This is a genomic window from Empedobacter sp. UBA3475 (assembly GCF_002378465.1).
In the GTDB taxonomy this organism is placed as follows: domain Bacteria; phylum Bacteroidota; class Bacteroidia; order Flavobacteriales; family Weeksellaceae; genus Empedobacter; species Empedobacter falsenii_B.
This window is the reverse complement of record NZ_DFRA01000015.1, coordinates 1-19,697: the sequence shown is the minus strand read 5'-3', so window position 1 is coordinate 19,697 and position 19,697 is coordinate 1. Positions and strand designations below refer to the sequence as shown.

Annotated in this window: 19 protein-coding genes and 1 pseudogene; 14 read left to right on the top strand and 6 right to left on the bottom strand. The window is 31.6% G+C overall.

Features of this window, described 5'->3' with window-relative positions; genetic code table 11:
* The first annotated feature begins 2 nt into the window (after positions 1 to 2).
* The 12 genes from B3I31_RS04060 to B3I31_RS04005 all read left to right on the top strand — a co-directional run bounded on the left by B3I31_RS04060 (position 3) and on the right by B3I31_RS04005 (position 10,646).
* Entirely contained in the window at positions 3 to 389 is a 387-nt protein-coding gene (locus B3I31_RS04060) for a RidA family protein (RefSeq protein ID WP_221854336.1), read from the top strand.
* Between the two features lie 9 nt (positions 390 to 398).
* Complete coding sequence (locus B3I31_RS04055) at positions 399 to 875, top strand: hypothetical protein (RefSeq protein ID WP_291059237.1); 477 nt, start codon at positions 399 to 401, stop codon at positions 873 to 875.
* Between the two features lie 9 nt (positions 876 to 884).
* Complete coding sequence (pdxA, locus tag B3I31_RS04050; RefSeq protein ID WP_286484795.1) at positions 885 to 1,958, top strand: 4-hydroxythreonine-4-phosphate dehydrogenase PdxA; 1,074 nt, start codon at positions 885 to 887, stop codon at positions 1,956 to 1,958.
* A gap of 72 nt (positions 1,959 to 2,030) precedes the next feature.
* Positions 2,031 to 2,612 (top strand): YceD family protein, encoded by a 582-nt coding sequence (locus B3I31_RS04045; RefSeq protein WP_125348725.1) that lies wholly within the window; start codon positions 2,031 to 2,033, stop codon positions 2,610 to 2,612.
* A gap of 55 nt (positions 2,613 to 2,667) precedes the next feature.
* Positions 2,668 to 2,865, top strand: coding sequence for a 50S ribosomal protein L32 (rpmF, locus tag B3I31_RS04040; protein ID WP_019975824.1), 198 nt, complete (start codon positions 2,668 to 2,670; stop codon positions 2,863 to 2,865).
* Positions 2,866 to 2,990: 125 nt separating this feature from the next.
* Positions 2,991 to 3,473, top strand: coding sequence for an acetyl-CoA carboxylase biotin carboxyl carrier protein (gene accB, locus B3I31_RS04035; RefSeq protein WP_125348723.1), 483 nt, complete (start codon positions 2,991 to 2,993; stop codon positions 3,471 to 3,473).
* A 20-nt stretch (positions 3,474 to 3,493) separates the two neighbouring features.
* A complete protein-coding gene (gene accC / locus B3I31_RS04030) occupies positions 3,494 to 4,858 on the top strand; it encodes an acetyl-CoA carboxylase biotin carboxylase subunit (RefSeq protein ID WP_291059233.1) in 1,365 nt (454 codons plus the stop codon).
* A gap of 279 nt (positions 4,859 to 5,137) precedes the next feature.
* On the top strand, positions 5,138 to 6,457 hold the full coding sequence (locus B3I31_RS04025; protein ID WP_291059231.1) for a trigger factor: 1,320 nt from the start codon (positions 5,138 to 5,140) through the stop codon (positions 6,455 to 6,457).
* A 50-nt stretch (positions 6,458 to 6,507) separates the two neighbouring features.
* The gene (gene clpP, locus B3I31_RS04020; RefSeq protein WP_038331995.1) at positions 6,508 to 7,173 is read left to right on the top strand and encodes an ATP-dependent Clp endopeptidase proteolytic subunit ClpP; all 666 of its coding nucleotides are present in this window, start codon (positions 6,508 to 6,510) and stop codon (positions 7,171 to 7,173) included.
* A gap of 236 nt (positions 7,174 to 7,409) precedes the next feature.
* On the top strand, positions 7,410 to 8,558 hold the full coding sequence (clpX, locus tag B3I31_RS04015) for an ATP-dependent Clp protease ATP-binding subunit ClpX (protein ID WP_280062867.1): 1,149 nt from the start codon (positions 7,410 to 7,412) through the stop codon (positions 8,556 to 8,558).
* 598 nt (positions 8,559 to 9,156) lie between these two features.
* A complete protein-coding gene (locus B3I31_RS04010; protein ID WP_286494681.1) occupies positions 9,157 to 9,294 on the top strand; it encodes a hypothetical protein in 138 nt (45 codons plus the stop codon).
* A 56-nt stretch (positions 9,295 to 9,350) separates the two neighbouring features.
* Entirely contained in the window at positions 9,351 to 10,646 is a 1,296-nt protein-coding gene (locus B3I31_RS04005) for a TlpA family protein disulfide reductase (protein WP_291059229.1), read from the top strand.
* A 58-nt stretch (positions 10,647 to 10,704) separates the two neighbouring features.
* Here the strand turns inward: B3I31_RS04005 and rodA are convergent, their stop codons facing one another.
* From rodA to sppA, 6 genes are all read right to left on the bottom strand, one after another.
* Positions 10,705 to 12,249 carry a rod shape-determining protein RodA gene (gene rodA, locus B3I31_RS04000; protein WP_291048789.1) on the bottom strand — a complete coding sequence of 515 codons (1,545 nt, stop codon included), beginning with the start codon at positions 12,247 to 12,249 and terminating at the stop codon, positions 10,705 to 10,707.
* Complete coding sequence (locus B3I31_RS03995) at positions 12,218 to 14,203, bottom strand: peptidoglycan D,D-transpeptidase FtsI family protein (protein ID WP_291048792.1); 1,986 nt, start codon at positions 14,201 to 14,203, stop codon at positions 12,218 to 12,220. Before B3I31_RS03995 ends, rodA begins: the two co-directional genes overlap by 32 nt.
* A complete protein-coding gene (mreD, locus tag B3I31_RS03990; RefSeq protein WP_291048795.1) occupies positions 14,200 to 14,715 on the bottom strand; it encodes a rod shape-determining protein MreD in 516 nt (171 codons plus the stop codon). The genes B3I31_RS03995 and mreD overlap by 4 nt, the downstream gene beginning before the upstream one ends.
* On the bottom strand, positions 14,705 to 15,556 hold the full coding sequence (mreC, locus tag B3I31_RS03985; RefSeq protein ID WP_291048797.1) for a rod shape-determining protein MreC: 852 nt from the start codon (positions 15,554 to 15,556) through the stop codon (positions 14,705 to 14,707). The genes mreD and mreC overlap by 11 nt, the downstream gene beginning before the upstream one ends.
* A gap of 14 nt (positions 15,557 to 15,570) precedes the next feature.
* Positions 15,571 to 16,596 carry a rod shape-determining protein gene (locus B3I31_RS03980; RefSeq protein ID WP_019975837.1) on the bottom strand — a complete coding sequence of 342 codons (1,026 nt, stop codon included), beginning with the start codon at positions 16,594 to 16,596 and terminating at the stop codon, positions 15,571 to 15,573.
* Between the two features lie 168 nt (positions 16,597 to 16,764).
* Entirely contained in the window at positions 16,765 to 18,534 is a 1,770-nt protein-coding gene (gene sppA, locus B3I31_RS03975; protein WP_291059227.1) for a signal peptide peptidase SppA, read from the bottom strand.
* Positions 18,535 to 18,583: 49 nt separating this feature from the next.
* On the opposite strand from sppA, the gene folK reads away from it, so the two are divergent.
* Both folK and B3I31_RS14670 read left to right on the top strand, forming a co-directional pair.
* Complete coding sequence (gene folK, locus B3I31_RS03970) at positions 18,584 to 18,970, top strand: 2-amino-4-hydroxy-6-hydroxymethyldihydropteridine diphosphokinase (protein WP_291059225.1); 387 nt, start codon at positions 18,584 to 18,586, stop codon at positions 18,968 to 18,970.
* A 136-nt stretch (positions 18,971 to 19,106) separates the two neighbouring features.
* Positions 19,107 to 19,697 (top strand): annotated as a pseudogene (locus tag B3I31_RS14670) (IS982 family transposase); the annotation flags it as partial.

Sequence of the window (19,697 nt, the reverse complement as noted above, 5' to 3'; positions counted from 1 at the left end):
AAATGAAAAAACAAATCGTTCATACAGAAAAAGCACCACACGCAATTGGACCTTATTCACAAGGTGTAAAATACAACGGATTTATTTACACATCAGGACAAATTCCTTTTAATGTAGAAAAAAATGAGTTGGTTACAACAGGTATTCAAGATGAAGTTCATCAAGTGATGAAAAATGTAATTGCAATTTTAGAAGCAGGCGGAACAACAATTGACCAAGTTGTAAAAACAACTATTTTCGTTAAGGATTTGAATGATTTCAATGCAGTTAACGAAGTTTATGCTTCTTATTTTAATGATGAAAATTATCCTGCACGCGAATGTGTAGAAGTTGCTCGTTTACCACGCGACGTAAATGTTGAAATTTCTGTAATCGCCATTGCAGACTAATAAAATATTATGCTAAAAGACAAAACTGTATTAAGAAACACAATTGCTGTAATAGTAGGATTAGCTGTTATCTATGCTATCATACAATTTGGTCTTATATACAACGCGGATAGATTAGGATGGGACGACAAAGTTTTTCCGGAATGGAGACACATCATCAAATATTTTTCGCACCAAGAAGGGAAAAAATTCGAAGTTCAATTTTTTGGATCAATGCTCGCAATTAGTGGAATTGCAGCTTTAGTTGGAGGTGTTATAACAGCTCTTATCGTAAGAAGAGCTAAACAAGCTTACACGATGTTTGTAGGTTTTATTGTGTTAATCGTTGCATTAGGCGACGTTCTTATCACGCCTTATCACCCAACTTGGTACGAAATTGCGATCTGTCCAGTTTTATTCTTTTCATCATGGATTGGAGGTTTAATTGTAGATTTAATTTACAAAAGATTTTTAAAAAAATACAAACCATCCAGCCAATCATATTAAACTAACATTATGTCTGAAAAAGATAGAAAAATTAGAGTTGCCATCTCGATTGGTGATTATAACGGAATCGGAATTGAGGTTATCTTAAAAACCTTACAAGAAAAAGAAATAACAGAGTTTTTTACGCCTGTTATTTTCGGTTCAACCAAATTATTATCGTATCAAAAAGATCGTTTAAAATTTGACCGAATCAATTTTCAAGGTATTCAAGATGCAAATCAAATTGTAGACGGAAAAATCAATGTGGTTAATCTTTGGAAAGATCAAATTGATGTACATTATGGTAAAGTAACCAAAGAAGCTGGTGAACACGCTTATCAATCATTAAAAGCGGCTGCAAAATCTGTTTCAGATGGTTTTACAGATGTTTTGGTAACGGCTCCAATTAATAAAGATAATATTCAGTCCGAAGAATTTCATTTCCCAGGTCATACCGAATATTTAGGAGAAGTTTGGGGAGGAAAACCTTTGATGTTCTTAGTTTCAGAGAAATTGAGAGTTGGTTTAGTGACGCAACATATTCCGATTAGCGAAGTTGCCAAACAAATTAATCCAAAATCTGTTTATGCAAAAATTCAACAAATTCATAAAAGTTTGATTGAAGATTACGCTATCAGCAAGCCAAAAATTGCTGTTCTCGGGCTTAATCCTCATGCAGGTGACAATGGTTTGTTAGGATCAGAAGAAAAAGAAATTATTTCGCCTGTTATCGAGCGTTGTATTAACGAAAATCAATTAGTTTTTGGACCTTATTCGGCAGATAGTTTTTTCAATCCAAGTAATTTAGACGCTTTTGATGCTGTTTTGGCCATGTATCACGATCAAGGATTGGTGGCTTTCAAAACAATTAGTTTTGATGAAGGAGTTAATTATACAGCTGGATTAAAATTTGTACGAACTTCGCCAGATCATGGTGTGGCTTACGACATCGCAGGAAAAGGAATTGCAAACGAAGAATCATTTAAGGAAGCTATTTTTTCGGCAATCGAATTATATAAAAATCGAAACGAATACCAAGAGCTAACAAAAAATGTATTGCAACATATTCCTCTAAAATTAGAAAAAGGCGATAATAAAGAATAAAAATTTAAAATAAGTTGCAAAGAGCTATTAATTTTAAATAAATTAGATTATCTTTGCACACCTTTTTGTGGTATGGACAAGTTAAAAAATTATAATATTGTATTTACAAGCTTGCCTTTTGGTAAGAGTGATTTTACATTCGAATTATCACAATCGTTCTTTGATTTATTTGAAATTGAGCAAGATTTTGACAATCCTAATTTAATTGCAACAATTATTTTAGATAAAAAATCAACAATGCTTGAGTTAGAAATCAGCTTAAAAGGAGACATTACAGTCCCTTGTGATTTGACTGGAGAATTGTTTCAACAAGAAATTTCAAATAATGCAGAATTAATTGTTAAATTTGGAAACGAGTTTGACGATACTGATTTTGAAATGTGGGTAATTCCAAGAGAGGAATACCAAATCAACGTTGCGCAAGTTCTTTATGAATTGGCAATGTTATCAGTACCAACAAAACGAATTCATCCCGATGTCTTGAATGGCAAAAGCGATTCTGAAATGATTGAATTGTTAGACCAATACAGCATTTACGAATTAGACGAAGATGAAGAATACGAGCATTACGATGAAGACAACAACAATGATGACGATGACGATAATAACGACATTGATCCTCGTTGGGCAAAATTGAAAGATTTGAAACCTTAATTGGTTTTTATTATTAAAATAAATTATAGAAATAAAGAAAAAAAAGTAGTTAGATATGGCACATCCTAAGAGAAGACAGTCGTCAACAAGAAGAGATAAACGTAGAACACACTACAAAATCGAAGCTCCACAATTAGCAATCGATAAAACAACAGGTGAAGCACATTTATATCACAGAGCTCACTGGTCTGACGGAAAATTATACTACAAAGGTAAAGTAGTATTAGAGAAAGTACAAGAAGTTACTGAATAATATAATCTTCGAAAGATTTTGAAGCTGTTTCTAAAAAGAAACAGCTTTTTTTATTTTTTTTTCAATACCTTTGAAATCGTTTTATAAAAAACAAACATAAAAGGTCAAATAAAAAACCGCATTATATGGACATTAAAGACATTCAAAATTTAATTAGATTCGTATCAAAAGCAGAAGTTGCTGAAGTAAGCATCAAACAAGATGACATCGAAATCAAAATCAAAACTTTAGCAAGCGTACCTGCACAAGTTGCATCTCAACAAATTTATGTACCACAAGCTCCTGTAGCTCCAATTGCCGCTCCTCAAGCGTCAGCAGCTGCACCAGCAAATAACTCTACAACATCAACAGAAGAAGAAAATAGTAATTTAATTACAGTTAAATCTCCTATGATTGGTACTTTCTACCGTGCTGCAGGACCAGGTAAAGAACCTTTTATTAATGTAGGTGATGCTATTGCTCCAGGTAAAGTTTTATGTATTGTTGAAGCAATGAAGCTATTCAACGAAATCGAATCAGAAGTTTCTGGAAAAATTGTAAAAATCTTAGTGGACGACGCTAGTCCAGTTGAGTACGATCAACCATTATTCTTAGTTGATCCAGCTTAATCAATTACATCTAAAAAATTATGTTTAAAAAGATATTAATCGCTAATAGAGGTGAAATTGCAATGCGTATTATACGTACTGCAAAAGAAATGGGAATCAAAACGGTTGCCGTTTACTCTAAAGCAGACGAGACTTCATTACACGTACGTTTCGCTGACGAAGCTGTGTGTATTGGTCCTGCTCCAAGTAAAGATTCGTACCTAAAAATGGCTAACATCATCGCGGCTGCAGAAATTACTGACGCGGATGCTATTCACCCAGGTTACGGGTTTTTATCTGAAAACTCAACTTTTTCTAAAATCTGTGCTTCTAACGGAATCAAATTCATCGGTGCTTCTGCAGAAAATATCGAGCGTATGGGAGATAAAGCCAATGCGAAAGCTACTATGAAAGAAGCTGGTGTTCCTGTAGTACCAGGTTCTGATGGTTTATTAGAAAGCTATGAGCAAGCCTTAGAAGTTGCGCGCGAAATTAAATACCCAGTTATGATGAAAGCTACTGCCGGTGGTGGTGGTAAAGGTATGCGTGCAATTTGGAAAGAAGAAGATTTATTACACGCATGGGAATCTGCTCGTACAGAAGCTGCTGCAGCTTTTGGTAACGACGGAATGTATATGGAAAAATTAATCGAAGAACCACGTCATATCGAGATTCAAGTTGCAAGTGACCAAAACGGTAAAGCTTGTCACTTATCAGAACGTGACTGTTCTATTCAACGTCGTAATCAAAAATTAGCAGAAGAAACCCCTTCTCCAATCATGACAGACGAATTACGTCAACGTATGGGAGATGCAGCAGTTAAAGCTTGTGAATATATAGGTTATGAAGGTGTTGGCACAATTGAATTCTTAGTTGACAAACACGGAGATTTCTACTTTATGGAAATGAATACTCGTATCCAAGTAGAGCATCCAATTACTGAGCAAGTAACAGGTTTCGATTTAATTCGTGAACAAATTATGTTAGCGGATGGTGAGCCAATCTCTGGTCAAAACTATTATCCAAACGGACATTCTATCGAGTGTCGTATCAATGCAGAAGATCCTTATAACGACTTCCGCCCTTCTCCAGGGAAAATTACAAATATTAATATTCCTGGTGGTAACGGTGTTCGTGTTGATACACACGTTTATGCTGGATATACAATTCCACCAAATTACGATTCTATGATTGCAAAAATCATTGTTACTGCACAAACGCGTGAAGAAGCAATAGCAAAAATGAAACGTGCGTTAGGGGAATTTTATATCGAAGGTATCAAAACAACGATTCCTTTCCACTTACAGTTGATGGATCACCCAGATTTTATTGCGGGTAATTACACAACTAAATTTATGGAAGATTTTGTTTTTGATGAATCTTACGCAAATTACGGAGAATTATAAGAAATTAAATTTTCTAAATATTAAAAATCCAGAACATACGTTCTGGATTTTTTTATGTCATTGTGTCAGCAAAAATCAAATGGCTTAATTGTTGAAAATATCACCTCAGAAAAGTAGTAAATAATCAATTCAATCTTTCCATCTAAAATCAAAATCTAAAGTATTTGATAAGATTCGATCCGAATTGTTAATTTATAGTGAATGAATTGATTGTAATATTACTTTTTACTATTAAAAATCATTAATAATTTATACATTTGCACTCCAAATTTAAGGTAGATGAATATTACTAAAAATACAACAGACAAATTAAACGCAGTATTAACTGTAACTGTTGATAAGGCAGATTATCAAGAAAAAGTAGTTGACGTATTAAACCAATACAGAAAAACAGCTAACATCAAAGGTTTCCGTAAAGGACAAGTTCCAATGAGCTTTGTAAAAAAACAATACGAACAAGCTGTTATTTTTGATACAGTTAACGAAATTTTACAAAAAAGTGTATCTGAATACATCAACACAGAAAAATTATCAATCTTAGGAAATCCAGTTCCTGTAATGAAAGATGTTGATTGGGATGCTGATCAATTATCATTTGATTTCGAATTAGGATTAGCTCCAGAATTTGATGTTGATTTATCTAAAGTAGAAGTTGACAGCTACAAAGTAAAAGTTGCTGACGACGAAATCCAAAAATATGTAGATAATTTCGCTGCTCGTTTTGGATCATTAAAATCTTTAACTGAAGCTGAAGCTGAAGCTGTATTGAAAGTAGAAGCTGCTGTAGAAGGACAAGAAGCTAAACCAACATTTATCCGTTTAGAAGAATTGAAAGATGCTTCTGCATTTATCGGTAAAAAAGCTGGTGATGTTGTAGAAGTAAATTCTAACGATATTTTTGACACTGCTGAAGAAGCTGCACAACAATTGAACACAGAAGTTTCTGAAGAAGGAACTAACGTTACGTATACAATCAAAGAAATTAACAAAGCTGAAAAAGCTGAAGTTAATCAAGAATTATTTGATAAAGTTTATGGAGAAGGAGCTGTAGATTCAGAAGAAGCTTTCCGTAACAAAATCAAAGAAGAGTCAGAAAACATGTACAACAAAGAATCTGACAAACAAATTATCAATGATGTTGTAGCTAAATTATTAGATACAGTTCAATTTGATTTACCAACAGAATTTTTAACAAAATGGTTAATCACTTCTAACGAAAATGTAACTTCTGAAGAGCAAGCGAAAGAAGAATTGGTAAAAATGGACAAAGGTTTACGTTACCAATTAATCGAAGCTAAAATTGCTGAAGTTAACAATGTAGAAGTAAATGCTGAGGAAGTAAAAGAAGCTGCTTTTGCTGCAATCAAAGATCAATTAAAAATGTACGGTCAAACTTCTATTCCAGAAGAAACATTACAACAAATTGCAATGTCTGCTTTACAGAATCAAGAAGAATACAACCGTTTATCATACCAAGTGTTTACAGACAAAATGTTAGACATCTTCAAAAACAATGTAAAATTGAACGAGAAAGAAGTAACATTTGACGAGTTTGTTGACATTATTACAGAAAAAAATAAAGAATTAGCAGAAGCTTAATCACTTCTAAAAAATTCTTTATACCTTTCATTTAAAATCTAAATTTAATAATGAAAAACGTAGGAGAAGAATTTAAAAAATATGCGCTGTTAGACAAAGGAATTAGCTCTTTACATATGGAGAGTTACATCCAAAATACAACGCCTTACATCGTTGAAGAAAGAAAATTGAACGTTGCACAAATGGACGTTTTCTCTCGTTTGATGATGGATAGAATCATCTTTTTAGGAACAGGAATCGATGATCAAATTGCAAATATTATTCAAGCACAATTATTGTTCTTAGAAAGTGTAGATGCAACAAAAGATATTCAGATTTATGTTAACTCACCAGGTGGTGGTGTTTATGCAGGATTAGGAATTTACGACACAATGCAGTTAGTAAAACCAGATGTTGCAACAATTTGTACAGGAATGGCAGCTTCTATGGGAGCAGTTTTATTATGTGCAGGTGCAGCAGGAAAACGTTCAGCACTTAAACATTCTCGCGTGATGATTCATCAACCTTTAGGAGGTGCTCAAGGACAAGCAACTGATATGGAAATTACATTGAAGGAAATCTTGAAATTAAAAAAAGAATTATACGACATTCTTGCAACTCATTCTGGTCAAACTTTCGAGCAAATCGAAAAAGATGGTGAACGTGATTACTGGATGACTTCACAAGAAGCAAAAGAATATGGAATGATTGACGAAGTTTTATTGCCTCGTAAATAATTTTAAATTCAATAAAAATACAAAAAAAGGATACTCAACTTATTGAGTATCCTTTTTCGTTTACAAATACTTAAAAATTTGTAAAACAATAAGAAAGAAACATAAAAAACAATAATCTAAAATAAGATAACTTCATCCTTTATTTTACCATAATTTATACTGATAGAAATTAACAAATAAATATTTTCTATCTAAAAGAAAATAAATACCTTTGCATCTTAATTAAGTATAGAAAATTGGAAGAAAATAAGTGCTCTTTTTGCGGAAAAAGCAGAAACGAAGTAAATATTTTAGTGTCTGGAATCGACGGTAATATTTGTGATAATTGCATAGAACAAGCTCATGGTATAGTTTTAGAAGAATCGAAATTTAACGAAAATAACGATTTGATAAAACCATTAACGCTAAAATCTCCGAAAGAAATTAAAGAGTTTTTAGATGATTACGTGATTGGTCAAGACCAGGCAAAAAAAATATTGTCGGTTGCCGTATACAACCATTACAAAAGAATATTACTAGACAAAGAAAATGATGTAGAGATTGATAAATCGAACGTAATTTTAGTTGGAGAAACAGGAAGTGGAAAAACATTATTAGCTAAAACAATTGCTAAGTTATTAAATGTTCCGTTTGCAATAGTTGATGCAACTGTACTTACAGAAGCTGGATATGTAGGAGAAGATGTAGAAAGTATTTTGACGCGTCTTTTACAATCTGCTGATTACAATGTAGAGCTTGCCGAAAAAGGAATCGTATTTATTGATGAAGTAGATAAAATTGCACGTAAAAGTGACAATCCATCTATTACACGTGACGTTTCTGGAGAAGGTGTACAACAAGCTTTGCTTAAAATTTTGGAAGGAACTATTGTTAACGTGCCACCAAAAGGAGGACGTAAGCATCCTGATCAAAAATTTATAGAAGTTAATACAAAAGATATTTTATTTGTGGCTGGTGGAGCTTTTTCTGGAATAGAAAAACACATTGCAGATCGTTTGAAGAAACACGTAATTGGTTTCAAGAATGAGGATCACAAAGAAATCGAAAATCTTTTGGATGAAGTAAATGCACAAGATTTGAAAAACTTTGGTATCATTCCAGAATTAATTGGACGTTTACCAATTATTACGTATCTTAAAGCATTAGATAAAGAAGCGATGAGAGCTATTTTGACAGAACCAAAAAACTCTCTAATGAAACAATATACAAAACTTTTTGCCCTAGACGGAAAAGAGCTTGTAGTGACGGACGAAACCCTAAATAGAATTGTAGACCGTGCCAATGAACTGGGTTTAGGAGCTCGAGGATTACGAGCAGTTACGGAAGAAATCTTTACTGATTTAATGTATAACATTAAAGATTTACCAGAAAAAGTTATAATATAATCTGTTGAATAGTAACTTATTAATAAATATTTTTATATTTGTAATAAAATTATTATTTAATTTAATAGAAACCTACCAAAAATAACATAATTTATGAAAAAGAATCTACTTGCTTTAGTCACACTTGCTTAGGTCTATAGTGATTCTACACAATATAAATATATAAAAAATAGCTGACGATAAAATTAATAATCGCTTAGAATTCTATTGGAATCAATCACCAAAAACACTAGATATAAATGATTAAAATAAGCTACTATTTATATTGAAATAATGGAGGTCATTTTGTTAAATTTGAGCAAAGTAATACAACCGCTAATATTTCAATTTTTAATTTAATTGGACGTCAAATATTTTATAAAACAATATTTCTACAAATACAGATTATAATTTAAATATTAATAATATTCCAACCTTATATTTGGTTAAGATTGTATATTAAGGTGGTGAAACTTTAACGAAGAAAACCATTAACAAATAAAACTAGCTATGAAAAAATTATTGAAAATTAACTTGTTTTTTTTATTTGTTTTCATTATTAATGTATCTGTTAACGCCCAACCTACAAATCCTTTATTCAGATTGGAAAAATTGTAATATGAACGGAGATAATACAGGAAATAGGGATGGTATTAGAAAAGTATCTATTCATGATTATGCACCTTTTTTAATTGTTACAGCTGTAACAATTGCAGGAATAGATTCATATGAACAAAGACTAATAATTAAAAAATAAATTCATACTTTTAAACCTCAATCAATAGATTGAGGTTTTTTTATATCAAACAAACTATGAAAAATAAATTTATACTGCCGCTTGTTGTTTTAGGAAGTTCTGTCTTTGGGCAGTTTAATGTTTCTGGGCAAATAGAAAATTATGCAAATAAACCTGTTTTGGTTAAAATTTTCGACAATGCCGAAATGAAATTAATCAACAATGCGATTACTGATAACAACGGAAATTTTTCTGTAAAAGTTCCAAAAGAATACAATGGTTTTGTACGTATTGATTTGCCAACAGGTGAAAATCTTTCGTTATTAACTGATAACAAAAATCTAAAATTCAAAACGGTTAGTGGGCAAGAAATATCTACTAAACTTGAAATTTTTGAGGGAAATACACAAAAGGAATACAATAAAGTTTTAGCACTTCAACCATTAAATGAAATTCAGAACCAGGTTTTTCCTTATTTAATGCAAATGTATAAACCAACTGATGAATTTTATACAGCAATGGTAAAAGAAGATAAGCGTATAAAAGAGTTGAAACGTAACGAAAATTTTTCGCCATTAATTACCTATATTAATGAGTTGAATGATTTGAAACAAAAAGCTCAAACAAATAAAGATGCTGAAACGCTAAATGAAATTGTGAATCATTTTGTAAAAGATGATATACGATTGGAGCAATCTGGAATGTTTAATGATTTAGTTTTTGCTTATATTAATGGAAAATTAGCTGCTGCAAACAATCAAGATGTAGAAGGGAATTTAATTGCTGCTACAGACGAAATTTTGGCTAAAACAGATATCAAAACGACAAGAGGTCAAAATGTATTGACAACTATCTTAAACTTTGTTCCTGAAAAAGAATATGCAAATTTTCATAAAAAATATGTAGATAAAGTAAAAAGTTTGACTTCTAATGTAACAGATCAATTGAAAAAGAAAGTGGAAAAAAGCGCTTCTATGCAAGTGGGAAGTAAAGTTCCTAATATCACTTTTCCTCAACCTGTTAATGGGAAAAAATCATTATATGATATCAAAGAAGATCAAAAATTAATTGTTTTCTGGGCTTCTTGGTGTCCTGCTTGTCAACAAGAAATCCCGCACATTAAAGAGTTTTACAAGAACTTCAAATCAAAAGGTGGAGAAATTGTTGCTATTTCTTTAGACTATGATCAAACAGCGTTTAACAATGCTACGAAAGAATTACCTTGGTACAATTATACTGATCTTTTGAGATGGGATTCGCCAATCGCGGCAGAATATGGAATAGAATCTACTCCTACTCTAATTTTGGTTGATAAAGACAATAAATTAATTAAGAAAGTTCATCATATTTCTGAGTTAGAAGTATCGAAATAATAACGAAAAAGCTACATTGAAAATCAATGTAGCTTTTTTATTCTATTGAATTATTATTCTAAATAAATCCTTGACTGTTCTTGTAATGAATGATTAGGAAAATTCCGATCAGAATAGTGAATCCCCATAACGAACTTCCTCCGTAGCTGAAAAATGGTAACGGAATACCAACCGTTGGGAAAAGCCCAATCACCATTGCGATATTGATAAAAAAGTGGAAAAATAAAATAGAGGCGACTGCATATCCATAAAATCGTGCAAATCTATTTTTTTGGATTTCGGCTAAGAAAAATAATCGCCCTACGAAAACTGCATAAACAATCACCAAGGCTGTACTACCAATGAATCCCCACTCTTCTCCTACTGTTGTAAAAATGTAATCGGTTTGTTGTTCTGGTACAAACCTTCCTTTTTTAATAGTTCCTTGATTGTAACCTTTTCCATATAATTCGCCCGAACCAATCGCTGTTTTTGCATACAATAAATTATATCCCGAAGTATCACGATACTTTGCTTCTCCTTCGTACAAAACCATCACACGCTCTTTTTGGTGTTTGGGTAATTTCTCAAAAATGATCGGAGAAATAAAACTAACCGTGCTTGCAAATAATAACAACACAATAGACGCAATAATACTAAAATTCAGAACATTTGCAGCTAATCCAGATTGTGTTTTGAATGGTGAATCATTAATTTCTTTTTGTTCGGTTAATTTTAAAATTAAAACTGGAATAATTGATATAAAGAATCCTATCAATCCAAAGAAAGTTGTATTAAAAAATATTGGTTCTGAGAAAAATAAGGAACGCATTGGAAATAAATGTCCGAAAGATTCGCGTGTTTCTTCAGATAAATCTTCAACCAAATAACAAATTCCAATCAATAATAAAAAGAAAATTGATAAGCCGATTAAAACACCATGCATCGCATCAACTACATTCTGATTATAATTGAAAGCTAAAATTAATAAAGCTATTGTAAGAATTATAAATCCAAAAACTAATAAAACGTAAAAAGGAATTTGTACAATCGAAATCAAGAAAATGATTAATAATATGATTGGTGCTAAAATTATCCATGGATTAAGTCCTTCTCTGTACAAGGCAATACTTAATGAACAGAAAATAATTACTGAACCTAAATCGGGTTGTAAAAGAATTAAAACTACTGGTATTGCGATAATCAACAATATTTTTCCTATAAAACCTAAGTCTTTTAGATTTGCGTTTGAATGATTGATAAAATTAGCAATCAACAAAGCTGTACCAATCTTCGCAAATTCGGCTGGTTGCAAACTCAGAGGTCCAAAACGATACCACGCTTTTGCTCCATTAATTTCCTTTCCAACAATCAAAACTCCGACGAGCAAAACGAGGGAAATGATATAAAAAACAGGACTATAAATTTCGAAAAAATTACGGTTGTTTCCGCTCGCAATTATCAAAATCAATATCATCACCATTCCAAGTCCAAACCAAATTAGCTGTTTTACACCTAAATCTGGATTGACACTATACACATTCATAATCCCGAAAGTTACTATCAGAAACCCTAGGATCAGTACAATCCAATCAATTCCTTTTAGTAATCTGCTTTGGCTCATGTTTTAGTTTTGTTGAATCTTTTTTAAATTTTAAACTATCTATTTTATTTCCGATAGAATCCTTTTTTACAGGTTCTACGTATAATCCTTTTCTTTTTAGATAATCTATCCATTGACGACGATATTCGCCTTGTAGATTACCATTTTTCATACGTTGCACTAACGCAGGTCGTTTTATTGTATCCGTTACGTATAATTCTGCGATCAAACTCGCCATTGGTCCAGCATAAGTTGTACCCCAAGAACCATTTTCTACAATTGCAGCAATCGCAATTTTTGGTTTATCTGCTGGAGCAAACAATACAAATAATGAGTGATCTTGTCCATGAGAGTTCTGAGAAGTTCCAGTTTTACCAAATTGTACAAAAGAACTTGTATCAAAACTACGAGCTGTACCCATTGTAAATACATTACGCATTCCGCGTTGAATGATGTCAAAATGTTTTGGATCAACCAATGTATTTTTTTTCACCATATAAGTAGAATCCGTCAATGGTTTTCCATCAATACTATGTACAATATGCGGTGTATAGAAAAATCCTTTGTTGGCAATAATTGCTGTATAATTTGCCATTTGCAGCGGAGTTGTATTAATATCTCCTTGTCCCATACCATTGAAAATAATACGGTAAGGATTCCAAACACCTTCTCCAAAGCGATTGTCGTAAAACTCAGCTGTCGGAATAAGACCTTTGCTACCAACCGGTAAATCTGTTCCCATAAATTTTCCTAATCCGAAACTATTCAAAATGGAAGCCCATTCGTTAATTCCGACACTATAATCATTTGGATCTTTACGAACAATATCACGATAAGCTTCAGAAAAATAATTATTACATGATTTTCCAATTGCATGTTCTAAACCTTGCGGCGTATAATACATTCCACAGTGACAACCAATATGCATACGTCCATAACGGAAACCATGTTTACAAACATATGTTGTTTTTTCTGTCATCGTTCCCATTTGTAAACCAGCCAAAGCCGTTACCATTTTGAATGTAGAACCAGGAGGATAAGTTCCTTGTAAAGCTCTATCATAAGTTGGACGAGCAATAGAATCGTTGATTAATGCACTTCTCAACTTTGTATTCAAATAATCGTTTGGATTAATTGTAGGTGCGGATGCTAAAGCCAAAATTTCACCATTATTAGGATCAAGTGCGACAATTGCCCCACGTTTATTTTGAAGCATTTGTTCTGCCAATTCTTGCAAACGATAATCAATTGTCAAATGAACTGTTTTCCCACTTTTTACAGGTCGATCATAATCTCCGTTTTTATATGGACCAACAACATTCATTGTTCGGTCTACAATCCAGTTTTTTACACCTTTTATTCCTCGCAAATCTTTTTCATACGATTTCTCGACACCAGCAATACCAACCAAATCTCCAGGTTGATAATAGGTAGAATCTGTTTTGATATAAGATTGATTGGCTTCGTTTATATAGCCCAGTATATTTCCGGCAGAATTTACCATATATTTACGCTCGGGACGTTTGATAATGCTAAATGCAGGATACAAGTACAATTGTTCTTGCATACGAGCAAAATTCTCTCGCGAAATATTTTTTAAGAATGGATAAGGCGATAATTTTTTATAATCTTTTGCGGTAACAATTTTATCTAAAATAGAATCAAATTGTTGTGTAGAAATTCCAATCATTTTAGAGAATTTAGGTTTATCAAAACCATTCATATATTCTCCATAACTGTCAATTAATTTCCCTGGAATAACGTCTAATTCGTACGAATATGTGTTACTCACCAACAATTTTCCGTTTCGATCAAGAATATCACCACGATTAGGATAAATAATTTCTTGTTTGATCGAAGTATTAAATGCATTTAACGTATAACGATCTGTAAATAATTGCAAATACGCCAAACGTCCTATAAATAGAAACACTATAAACAGGATGAGTGCATAAACAACCATCAACTTTTTCATACTCCAACTTTATTTTTAAATAAAATTTTATAAATAAAGACAAACACAAAAGTTATTCCCGAATTGATTAATGCTTTTAGCATCAAAGATCCAATTCCTGATGGTTTAAAATTCTCAAGAAGTAATAAAATAATATGATGTGCAAGAATTAGAATAATCAAATAAAACAACCATTGCGCAAAACTGAACGAATTGAAAGAGAAAAATTCCATTTCGTAATCTTGTTTTCCTGCCAAAAGTTTGATGATTGGATTTCTAAGAAATGCGATAAGTGTTAATGCAAAAGCATGAATTCCTCCTGTGTATTCGAAAATATCTATCATTAATCCTAACATAAATGATAAGATTAGTAAGGCATATTTATTTTGATAAGGCGGATAAAATAATACAAATACAATATAGATATATGGTTGATAACTTCCTAAAAAGTTGATGTGATTGAACACAAAAACTTGTAACAAAGCTAAAACGATAATCTTGATAATATTGATTAAAAAATCTTTATTGAACATTCTGTGGACTTGTTATTGTATCTGATTTTTCTACTTGTTGAATTTCAACTTTATTAAGGTTTGTGACCACATAAGCTTGAGCTAAATTGGCGAAATCTTGTTTCAATCTTACTTGAACTTTCATTTCTCCCGTTTCATCAATTCCTTTACTTACAACTTTACCTATAATAATTCCTTCTGGGAAAACTGGTGATTTACCATCTGTTTCGATAATATCTCCTTTTTTCACTTCGATGTATTTCGGAATTTCATATAACTGAACATAACGAGGATCTTTTCCATCCCATTTCACTGTCCCAAAATATTGATTTCCTTTGATACGTGCATTGATATTGATATCCTTGTTTAACAACGAAATTGCACGAGAATAATTTTTCCCAGCAAAAGTTACAATACCAATTACACCATTATTTGTAATGATTCCGTCACCTTTTTCTATTCCATCATTTGTTCCTTTATCAATCATCAAAAGGTTTTGCGTTTTGATAATCGAGTTATTTACAATCTCTGCAGGTACAAAAGAATACGTTTGATGATAACCTAAGGTATCCGATTTGTAAAACTTTTTAGTTTTCGCATCTTTAATACCTAAATGCACCAATTGCTCACGCAAAAAGGCATTTTCGTCCATCAAATCTTTATTGGTACTCGGTAAATGAATAAAGTTTGTCACCTTTGCAATTTTATCATCCACATAACCTGTAAACGATGTGCTTGCAGAGGCAAGAATAGTTTCGTGATAAATATTTTTCTTAAAGACAAGAAACAACGCAATTAACTCTAAAAAGACAAAAATTAATAGCATTCCATTTCTTCTAATCGCATTCAGAATATATTGCATTGCTCTTTACTCTTCTATTTCATTAAGAAAGTGAATTTATCAATATTTTTAAGTGCAATACCAGTTCCACGAACAACAGCACGTAAAGGATCATCAGCCAAGAAAACTGGTAAACCTGTTTTTTTAGAAATACGTTGATCTAAACCTCTCAACATAGCTCCACCACCAGCCATATAGATACCAGTGTTGTAAATATCAGCAGCTAATTCTGGAGGAGTTTGAGATAACGTTTCCATTACACCATCTTCAATGCGTAAAATTGATTTGTCTAATGCACGTGCAATTTCGCGGTAATTTACAGTAATTTCTTTTGGTTTTCCTGTAATCAAATCACGTCCTTGTACTGGCATATCCTCTGGTGCATGCTCTAGTTCTTCTACAGCAGCTCCAACTTCAATTTTAACACGTTCAGCAGTTCTTTCTCCGATATATAAATTATGATGGGTTCTTAAGTAATATGCAATATCATTTGTAAAAACATCACCTGCAATTTTCACAGATTTGTCACAAACAATACCACCTAATGCAACAACGGCAATTTCTGTAGTACCACCACCTATATCAATAATCATGTTACCTTTAGGTTGAGTGATATCAATTCCAACACCTATCGCAGCAGCCATTGGTTCGTAAATAAGACGAACATCTTTTGCGTTAACGCGTGCACAAGAATCTTTTACAGCACGTTTCTCAACTTCTGTAATTCCAGAAGGAATACAAATCACCATTCGTAATGAAGGTGAAAATAACTTCCCTTGAATTCCAGGAATTTTCTTGATGAACTCTGTCAACATGAATTCTGAAGCTTCAAAATCTGCAATTACTCCGTCTTTTAAAGGACGAATTGTTTTTATATCATCATGCGTTTTACCTTGCATGTGTTTTGCTTGTTCTCCAACAGCAATAACTTTATTTGTTCTTCTATGTATAGCGACGATAGATGGACTATCTACTACAACTTTATTATTATGAATAATTAAAGTGTTAGCAGTCCCCAGGTCAATCGCAATTTCTTGCGTGAAAAAATCAAATAATCCCATCGTTGATTATGTCTCAGTATTATTAAAAATGAATGTACAAAAGTATAATAAATTTAGATGATTATAAAAGAGAATTTAATTTTATTATCAACTAAATATTTTTACTAAAATAGTAAGATTTTAACAATAAAAAAGGGTTAAAAATATTTTAACCCTTTTTTATGATTTTTATTGAATTTGAATATCGTAAGGTAGCCTAACTTGATCACCTTTTTGCTCATTCATCATCTTTATTTCTTTGTAAATTCGGATTCCGTCCGAACCTAATTCTTTTGCAATTGCTGCCTCAGTATTTTTTCCTTGAAGATTATCCATAAATTCTTCAAAAGAATCTTTTCTTTTTGGATAATTTTCTGTCGAATATTTTTCTATTTTAGCCAATTTAGCTGCTTCTTTTATCGCTGTATCTAAACTTCCAAAATCATCTACCAAACCAATTTGTTTTGCGCGAGTTCCAGACCAAACACGTCCTTCTCCTATTTTGTCAACTTGCTCGTACGTTAACTTTCTATTTGTAGCAACGTGGTTTACGAATTTTCCATAAATCAATACGATTGATTTTTGCATCGTATTTTTTGCTGTTGGTGATAATGGTGTTGTCAAAGATTTTAACTGATCTGCATTTGCATTCGTTTTTACTTCATCAAAATCTAATCCGAAATTATTGAATAATTTTTGCGCATTTGGGATCATTCCGAAAACTCCAATCGAACCAGTAATTGTATTTGGTTGTGCATAAATTTTGTCAGAAGCTTGTGCAATGTAATATCCACCAGATGCTGCAACATCACCAAAAGAAACTACGATTGGCATTTTTGTTTTCAATTGCATCAATTCATATAAAATTTCTTCTGATGCATTTGCGCTACCTCCAGGAGAATTTACACGTAAAACTAAAGCTTTGATTTTATCGTTTTGACTGATTTTGCGAATCGCATCCACATAAGTCTTCGATTGAATACCATCAAAACCATCCCCTTCAGAAATTGTTCCAGATGCATATAAGACTGCAATTTTATCTTTTTCAGATTTATCTGATAAGGTTTCAAAATAATCTTCTACTTTTATGGTATGTTTTTCAAGAACTTCAAAATCAGTTTTTGATTTTTCTTCTTTCAGACCAAGTTTTGTGAATAACATTTTTTGATATTCATTTTCTTGTGCCAATACATCATAAATCTTATTTTCTTTTCCTGTTTCTGGGATGAAAGCATACAAACTATCTGTTACTGTAGTGAATTGTTCAGGAGAAATTTTACGCGATTTTGTAATCGAGTTTGAAACATTACCCCACACATCATTCAATAATTCTGACAATTGTAATCGATTCTCATCAGACATATTTGTTCTCATATAAGGCTCTACTGCACTCTTAAATTGTCCGTGACGAATCACCTGAAAATCTACACCATATTTATCTCCTGCATTCTTGAAGAACATAATATTAGAACTTAAACCTTGTAATAAAGTTCCTCCCAAAGGATTTTGATAAATTTTATCAGACACACTACTTATATAATATGACAGCTGACTTCCTGAATTAGAATATGAATACACAAATTTTCCAGATTTCTTAAAATCTTCTAGTGCATTACGAATATCAGTCGCTTGCGTAGCTCCACCAGAAAATTTATCCAATTTCAGACTAATTCCTTTTATTTTATCATCATTCTTCGCTTCTTCAATTGAATGAATAATATCTTGTAAAAAAACATTTGGACTTTCTGACATATCAAAAATAGAAACGGAACGATCCATATCACTTTCCATAATTGGATCTTCCAACGAAATTTCTAAAACAGAACCATCTTTCACACTTTTTGTTGGAGCAGATAATGCTGAAACAAATATCAACACGAAAAGTAGTATGACAAATACACTAATCGTTAATAGATTTCCTATGATTGTTGAGAATACTCTCCCGAAAAAGTTTTTCATTTTTAATTTATTATTACTTTTGCTCTATATGTCGCAAAATATAGTCATTTTGTTACTTGGTACAAACTTAGGTGACAAAAAAAATAATTTAGAATCAGCTAAAAACCTTATAAACAAAGAGGTAGGCGAAATAAAAAAAGAATCTAATATTCTTGAAAATAAGGCTGAAGGATTTACTACACCTAATTTATTCTTAAATCAAAAAATAGAAATTAATACAAGTTATTCTCCATTTGAGATTTTGAAAAAAATTAAAGATATTGAACAAAAAATGGGAAGAATCTATTTTAAACCCAAAGAAAATGAGAGTTACGTTGATCGTTTAATAGATATTGATATATTATTCTATAATAAAGTTTTAGTTAATTGCAATTATTTGAAAATTCCTCATCCTCAAAATTATTCTAGAGATTTTATTAAAAGTTTATATTTTTAGCCTGTTCTGCATTTTGATTATTAAATAATAAAGTTGTTCATTTGATTGAAAATTTGTAAATTGTTTTTACAACAAAAAATTCACAATGAATAACTTACTTGCAAATTATAAAAGAATATTGGAAATTCTATGAAAAATATCCTAAGATAAACTTTTAATTTATCAATGTAGAAGACCTAAACATTTGATTTAAAACTCATAAGTCTTTTCTTAACTACTGAATTTATGGGTATTGATAGTGAAAATAATTCATTTCGGAATATTCCTAAAGCGTAAGTTGTAAAATTGAGCGAAGTATTTACAATCGAAGAAAATGTAGATTATCATATCAAATTAATAGTATTCGCCTCAAATTAGCGAAAGAATTTAATGAATTTGAAAATTGTTTTAATCATTGATAGTATGCCGTTTCAGTTTTGTAAAATAGCAAGAATTAAACGCTCGAAAATTTGCAAATAAAATCAGTTTAGTGCACCAAATAGAGGTTTTTGTGCTTCTCAGTAAATGTCTTCTTAAGGCTATAAACTTTATGCTGATTGTTCTTTAAGATGTGTTTTCTAGAGTATTGATATTAGTCCTGCATCTGTTTATGATATTTATTTTTTGAAAGATATAAAATCTCAACTATCAGATTGAGTACTACTTGGTGATAGAGATTATTAGTTGCAAACAATTCAAATTTATTTATTTAGTGAAGTTCATATACGATTAGAATCACCAAAAAGAT

Excerpts from the sequence above, each read along its gene's own strand:
- B3I31_RS04060 (WP_221854336.1), top strand. The coding sequence starts at position 3 with ATGAAAAAACAAATCGTTCATACAGAAAAAGCACCACACGCAATTGGA.
- B3I31_RS04055 (WP_291059237.1), top strand. The coding sequence starts at position 399 with ATGCTAAAAGACAAAACTGTATTAAGAAACACAATTGCTGTAATAGTA.
- pdxA (WP_286484795.1), top strand. The coding sequence starts at position 885 with ATGTCTGAAAAAGATAGAAAAATTAGAGTTGCCATCTCGATTGGTGAT.
- B3I31_RS04045 (WP_125348725.1), top strand. The coding sequence starts at position 2,031 with ATGGACAAGTTAAAAAATTATAATATTGTATTTACAAGCTTGCCTTTT.
- rpmF (WP_019975824.1), top strand. The coding sequence starts at position 2,668 with ATGGCACATCCTAAGAGAAGACAGTCGTCAACAAGAAGAGATAAACGT.
- accB (WP_125348723.1), top strand. The coding sequence starts at position 2,991 with ATGGACATTAAAGACATTCAAAATTTAATTAGATTCGTATCAAAAGCA.
- accC (WP_291059233.1), top strand. The coding sequence starts at position 3,494 with ATGTTTAAAAAGATATTAATCGCTAATAGAGGTGAAATTGCAATGCGT.
- B3I31_RS04025 (WP_291059231.1), top strand. The coding sequence starts at position 5,138 with ATGAATATTACTAAAAATACAACAGACAAATTAAACGCAGTATTAACT.
- clpP (WP_038331995.1), top strand. The coding sequence starts at position 6,508 with ATGAAAAACGTAGGAGAAGAATTTAAAAAATATGCGCTGTTAGACAAA.
- B3I31_RS04010 (WP_286494681.1), top strand. The coding sequence starts at position 9,157 with ATGAACGGAGATAATACAGGAAATAGGGATGGTATTAGAAAAGTATCT.
- B3I31_RS04005 (WP_291059229.1), top strand. The coding sequence starts at position 9,351 with ATGAAAAATAAATTTATACTGCCGCTTGTTGTTTTAGGAAGTTCTGTC.
- rodA (WP_291048789.1), bottom strand. The coding sequence starts at position 12,249 with ATGAGCCAAAGCAGATTACTAAAAGGAATTGATTGGATTGTACTGATC.
- B3I31_RS03995 (WP_291048792.1), bottom strand. The coding sequence starts at position 14,203 with ATGAAAAAGTTGATGGTTGTTTATGCACTCATCCTGTTTATAGTGTTT.
- mreD (WP_291048795.1), bottom strand. The coding sequence starts at position 14,715 with ATGTTCAATAAAGATTTTTTAATCAATATTATCAAGATTATCGTTTTA.
- mreC (WP_291048797.1), bottom strand. The coding sequence starts at position 15,556 with ATGCAATATATTCTGAATGCGATTAGAAGAAATGGAATGCTATTAATT.
- B3I31_RS03980 (WP_019975837.1), bottom strand. The coding sequence starts at position 16,596 with ATGGGATTATTTGATTTTTTCACGCAAGAAATTGCGATTGACCTGGGG.
- sppA (WP_291059227.1), bottom strand. The coding sequence starts at position 18,534 with ATGAAAAACTTTTTCGGGAGAGTATTCTCAACAATCATAGGAAATCTA.